The sequence below is a fragment of the Desulfonatronospira sp. genome (genome assembly GCA_003563255.1).
Taxonomy (GTDB): Bacteria; Desulfobacterota; Desulfovibrionia; order Desulfovibrionales; family Desulfonatronovibrionaceae; genus Desulfonatronospira.
Genome location: PWSL01000470.1, coordinates 1 through 3,913 on the forward strand (window position 1 = coordinate 1; position 3,913 = coordinate 3,913).

The 3,913-nt window shown below is 50.5% G+C and carries 3 protein-coding genes; 1 reads left to right on the plus strand and 2 read right to left on the minus strand.

What is annotated here, in order from left to right:
* The coding region (locus QZP87_RS13860; RefSeq protein ID WP_291323514.1) for an efflux RND transporter periplasmic adaptor subunit at window positions 1-1,139 on the minus strand (1,139 nt) is incomplete at its 3' end.
* Window positions 1,140-2,144: 1,005 nt separating this feature from the next.
* Window positions 2,145-2,321, minus strand: coding sequence for a hypothetical protein (locus QZP87_RS13865; protein ID WP_291323515.1), 177 nt, complete (start codon window positions 2,319-2,321; stop codon window positions 2,145-2,147).
* Window positions 2,322-2,688: 367 nt separating this feature from the next.
* On the opposite strand from QZP87_RS13865, the gene rfaD reads away from it, so the two are divergent.
* Window positions 2,689-3,663: an ADP-glyceromanno-heptose 6-epimerase gene (gene rfaD / locus QZP87_RS13870; protein WP_291323516.1), complete on the plus strand. Its 975-nt coding sequence runs from the start codon at window positions 2,689-2,691 to the stop codon at window positions 3,661-3,663.
* Window positions 3,664-3,913 lie beyond the last annotated feature (250 nt).

Sequence of the window (3,913 nt, forward strand, 5' to 3'; positions counted from 1 at the left end):
ACAATGTCAGCCCCGTCCACCAGCAGGTGCCTGCCCGAGGTGACCACGTAGCCCTCCAGTTCAGGCTCAATTATTTCCACCAGCCGGCCGTCCTGAAGCCCTGTGCGCACCGGGACGAAATGTGCCTGCATGGTGTCCCTGTCAACCACAAAAACCCCCTGGGAGCCGTTGCGGCGGGCCAGGGACGCTGAGGGGACAGCTGTAGCCTGCGGTCTTTGACCCAGTTCAATCTGTACCCGGACAAACATTCCCGGGGCCAGACGTCCGTCGGGATTGGGGACAAGCACCTCTGCCCTGGCCTGACGGGTGGCATCCTCCAGCAGAGGGGCCAGGCGGATGATGGTTCCCTCAAGCTGCAGGTCTGAAAAGGCGTCCGGCTTGATTACAGCGCTCTGGCCGGTGGATATGAAGGGGTAATCCCGTTCTATTACATTTATGACCGCCTTGAGATTTCTGGTGCAAATGATGGTGACTATGGGCTCGTTGGCCTGCAGCATGTCGCCTTCGTCCACAAAGCGGCGGGCCACCCGGCGGGTGGGGTCATCCCCGGACCATCTGGCCCGGATGGTGGTATATTCCAGCCTGACCCTGGCAGCCTCTAAGGCGGCCTGTCTCTGCCTGACCTGAGCCTGGGCCACATCATGTCTGGACTGGCGGACAGCAAATACAGACTGGGCCTGGTCCAGCTCGGACTGAGAGAGATTGCCCCTTTCAAAAAGCCTTTGGGAACGATCCAGGTCTTTTCTGGCCACTTCCAGCTCACTGGAGCTCTCCACCAGTGCGGCCCGGGCGAGCTCCAGTTCAGCCGTGGCCATATGGACCTCCTGGGCGAATTCTTCGCTGTCCAGCTCTGCTATGATATCTCCTCTGGCCACCCGGTCTCCGATATCCACGTGCAGTTTTTCAAGTCTGCCGGACACCCTGGGGGCGACCTGAAATGATGTTTCAGCCACCAGGGTGCCGGTAATCTCTGCACGGTGGTACAAAGTCTCGGTGCCTACCGGCTCGACGCTAACGGCCTGGGCTCTCTGTCCAGGACCGCCTGAAGGGGGCTCAGGGTTTAAAATGTCCTGGTAGACCTTGTAGCCCACCAGTCCCAGAAAAGAGAGGATAATGGCCAGAGTCACAAATTTTTTCATTATATTGTTTCCTCCGAGGAGCAGGTATTCTAACCATTAACTGATGGATAAACAAGAGTCTTTTATGGTTTGAACAGGTTCTTACTTGTTTACTGTTTAACTCTACAGTGACACTTTGTGTAAATTATCGCCTCGGCCACCGGGGACAGGCACTTTTGCCGACCTCAAACCGTAAAACGGCCGGACTATCCGGCGGGAAAAAAGCCAGTCACCTTCGTGCTGAAATAAAGTGTTGCTGCAGTGTTAAGGATTTAGGCAAAAATAATACCAAAGCTGGCTCTGCCCTCAACCCAGGATACAGAAGTGCTCGTATCCCACAATTGCCAGGCTTTTGCCGCGACCCTGCGCGGGAAAAGAGAGCCATTCGGTACAAAAGAGACTGCCCACGGAATACACGGAATTTCACGGAATATGCGTTGCTTCGCAACGCTTTAAAACTTCCGTGCCCTTCCGTGTGTTCCGTGGGCATAACCTCTTGGCATTCTTTAAAAATAAAAAAAATGTTGGTTTGAAATTTTCACTAAGCGCTTAATGCGGAATGTGGCTGCAATCCAAGCATAGAGTTGTTCTTGTCCAAATTGGGACAGTTCCGAACCTATTGTTCTGATGAAAAAGTTACAGCTATTGGATTTAAAAAATTTGTGCGGAACTGTCCCAGAGCCAGGCGCTGAAGCTCCCTCATTGCTCGCATCACCTTGCTTTTTTTAAGTGTTGATGTAATGTTTAGAATGGTCATGGAATATTCAATATATACCATCATGTTGCAGGTAAGAGGACGAAATGTGCAATCTGGTCTAGATTTGTGCAAGTTGTGCAGTAGGGAATTGCACAGGGAAGCTTATTATTGCTTATTGGACTGAAATTAACCAGGTCCACTCTTTTAATCCACATCACCCCTTTTTCTTCACTATACAGAGTTACAGGAATTTGATATTAAGGCGCTTGGCACATATTTCGGAACAACGTGTTGGTCGTTAAAATCGGTTAGTGGTTCTTCGTTCCTGGTTACCTCTCGATCCCAGGCTCCAGCCTGGTTACCTCTCGATCCCAGGCTCCAGCCTGGTTACCTCTCGTTCCCAGGCTCCAGCCTGGGAACGTATAGTTCTTGCGGCACCAGCCGCTTCTTTTTTTGTGTTTTTTTGTGGGGACAGGCACCTCAGCACTTATTTTTTTATCGAACAAGAAACTCCTTAGAAAAATATATGCCGGGAGAGCCAGTCCCCGTACTCAACGCGTCCTGCAAGGGTTAACCGAATGATGCCCCGGGGGGTCCACTTTTTCCGCGCACGGTCTTGGAAAAAGCCTGGTGACTTACTCTTGAAACCCTGCCTGCCCTGATAACAACGCTGAAAGCGTTCCTGTGGAGCAGGGTTTAAGCGCGCCTGCCCGGTGAAACAACGCCTCGCGTTCCAGCTTTGCCGGGTTTAACTGGGTCAGAAAAAACAAGAAAAATTTTAGCCATGGCCGGGGTTCAGCGCTTGGCAGTGGGGCTGTCCCCAGACCTGTATCACGCGCCTCGCTGAATGGTTACATTTAAGGAGATCTGCCAGTGTACATTGTTACCGGGGGAGCCGGATTTATAGGCAGCGGGTTTGTATGGAAGCTGAATACCATGGGGATTGACGATGTACTCATTGTGGATCATTTGAATCACGGTGATAAATGGAAAAACCTGGTCAATCTCAGGTTCAGGGATTATGAGGACAAAAATGGTTTTCTAGACAAGCTGGAAAAAGACAGTTTTCCTGCTGTTGAGGGAGTGGTGCACATGGGGGCCTGCTCGTCCACCACAGAAACAGACGCCGATTACCTCATGCAGAACAATTTTAAGTACTCCCAGCGCCTGGCCGGGTATTGCAGCCGGAACAGGGTTAGATTTTTATATGCAAGCAGTGCAGCCACCTACGGAGACGGAAGCTCTGGTTTCAGTGATGATACTGAAAGAATGCAGTCTCTGAAGCCTCTTAACATATATGGATACTCCAAGCAGCTTTTTGATCTCTGGATGCAGAGACAGAAATGGCTGGACAGAGCTGTTGGTCTGAAGTTTTTTAATGTCTACGGTCCCAACGAGTATCACAAGCAAGAAATGCAGAGCGTTGTTCGAAAGGCTTATTTCCAGGTGAAACAAACAGGTAGAGTCAGGCTTTTCAAGTCTTATCACCCGGATTATGGACATGGAGAACAGAAAAGAGACTTTGTTTACCTCAAGGATTGCCTGGATGTAATGGCATGGCTCCTGGAGCATCATGAGGTCAACGGGATCTTCAACCTGGGGTCAGGTCGGGCCGAATCCTGGAACGACCTGGCTGGAGCGGTTTTTAAAGCCCTGGGCCGGGATCCGGTTATCGAATACATTGACATGCCCGGGGACATTCGTCCCAAGTATCAGTACTATACCCGGGCGGAAATGCAGAGGCTGGCAGATACCGGCTGTCCAGTGCAGTTCCGTGCCCTGGAGCAGGGTGTGCGGGATTATATTTTAAAACACCTGGAAGTAAACGATCCATACCTTTTACCGTAAGTAAGATGCGACTGCAAAAAGACTTATCTGACTTTTTTTACAAGTGCATAACACTACAGCGAAACTTATAAAATACAGTATGGTATCTCAATGGGGGACAGGCACTTTTGCCGGTTGCTAATTTGCAAATGCTTCAAGTATCTGTTTAGCGCTTTTAAGGAAAGCAGGGGACAGGCACTCCGGGACCCACTTGAGCATCATTTTGTGCTTAAAACATCTCATTTTTTGGGACAAGTGGGTCCCGGAAGAG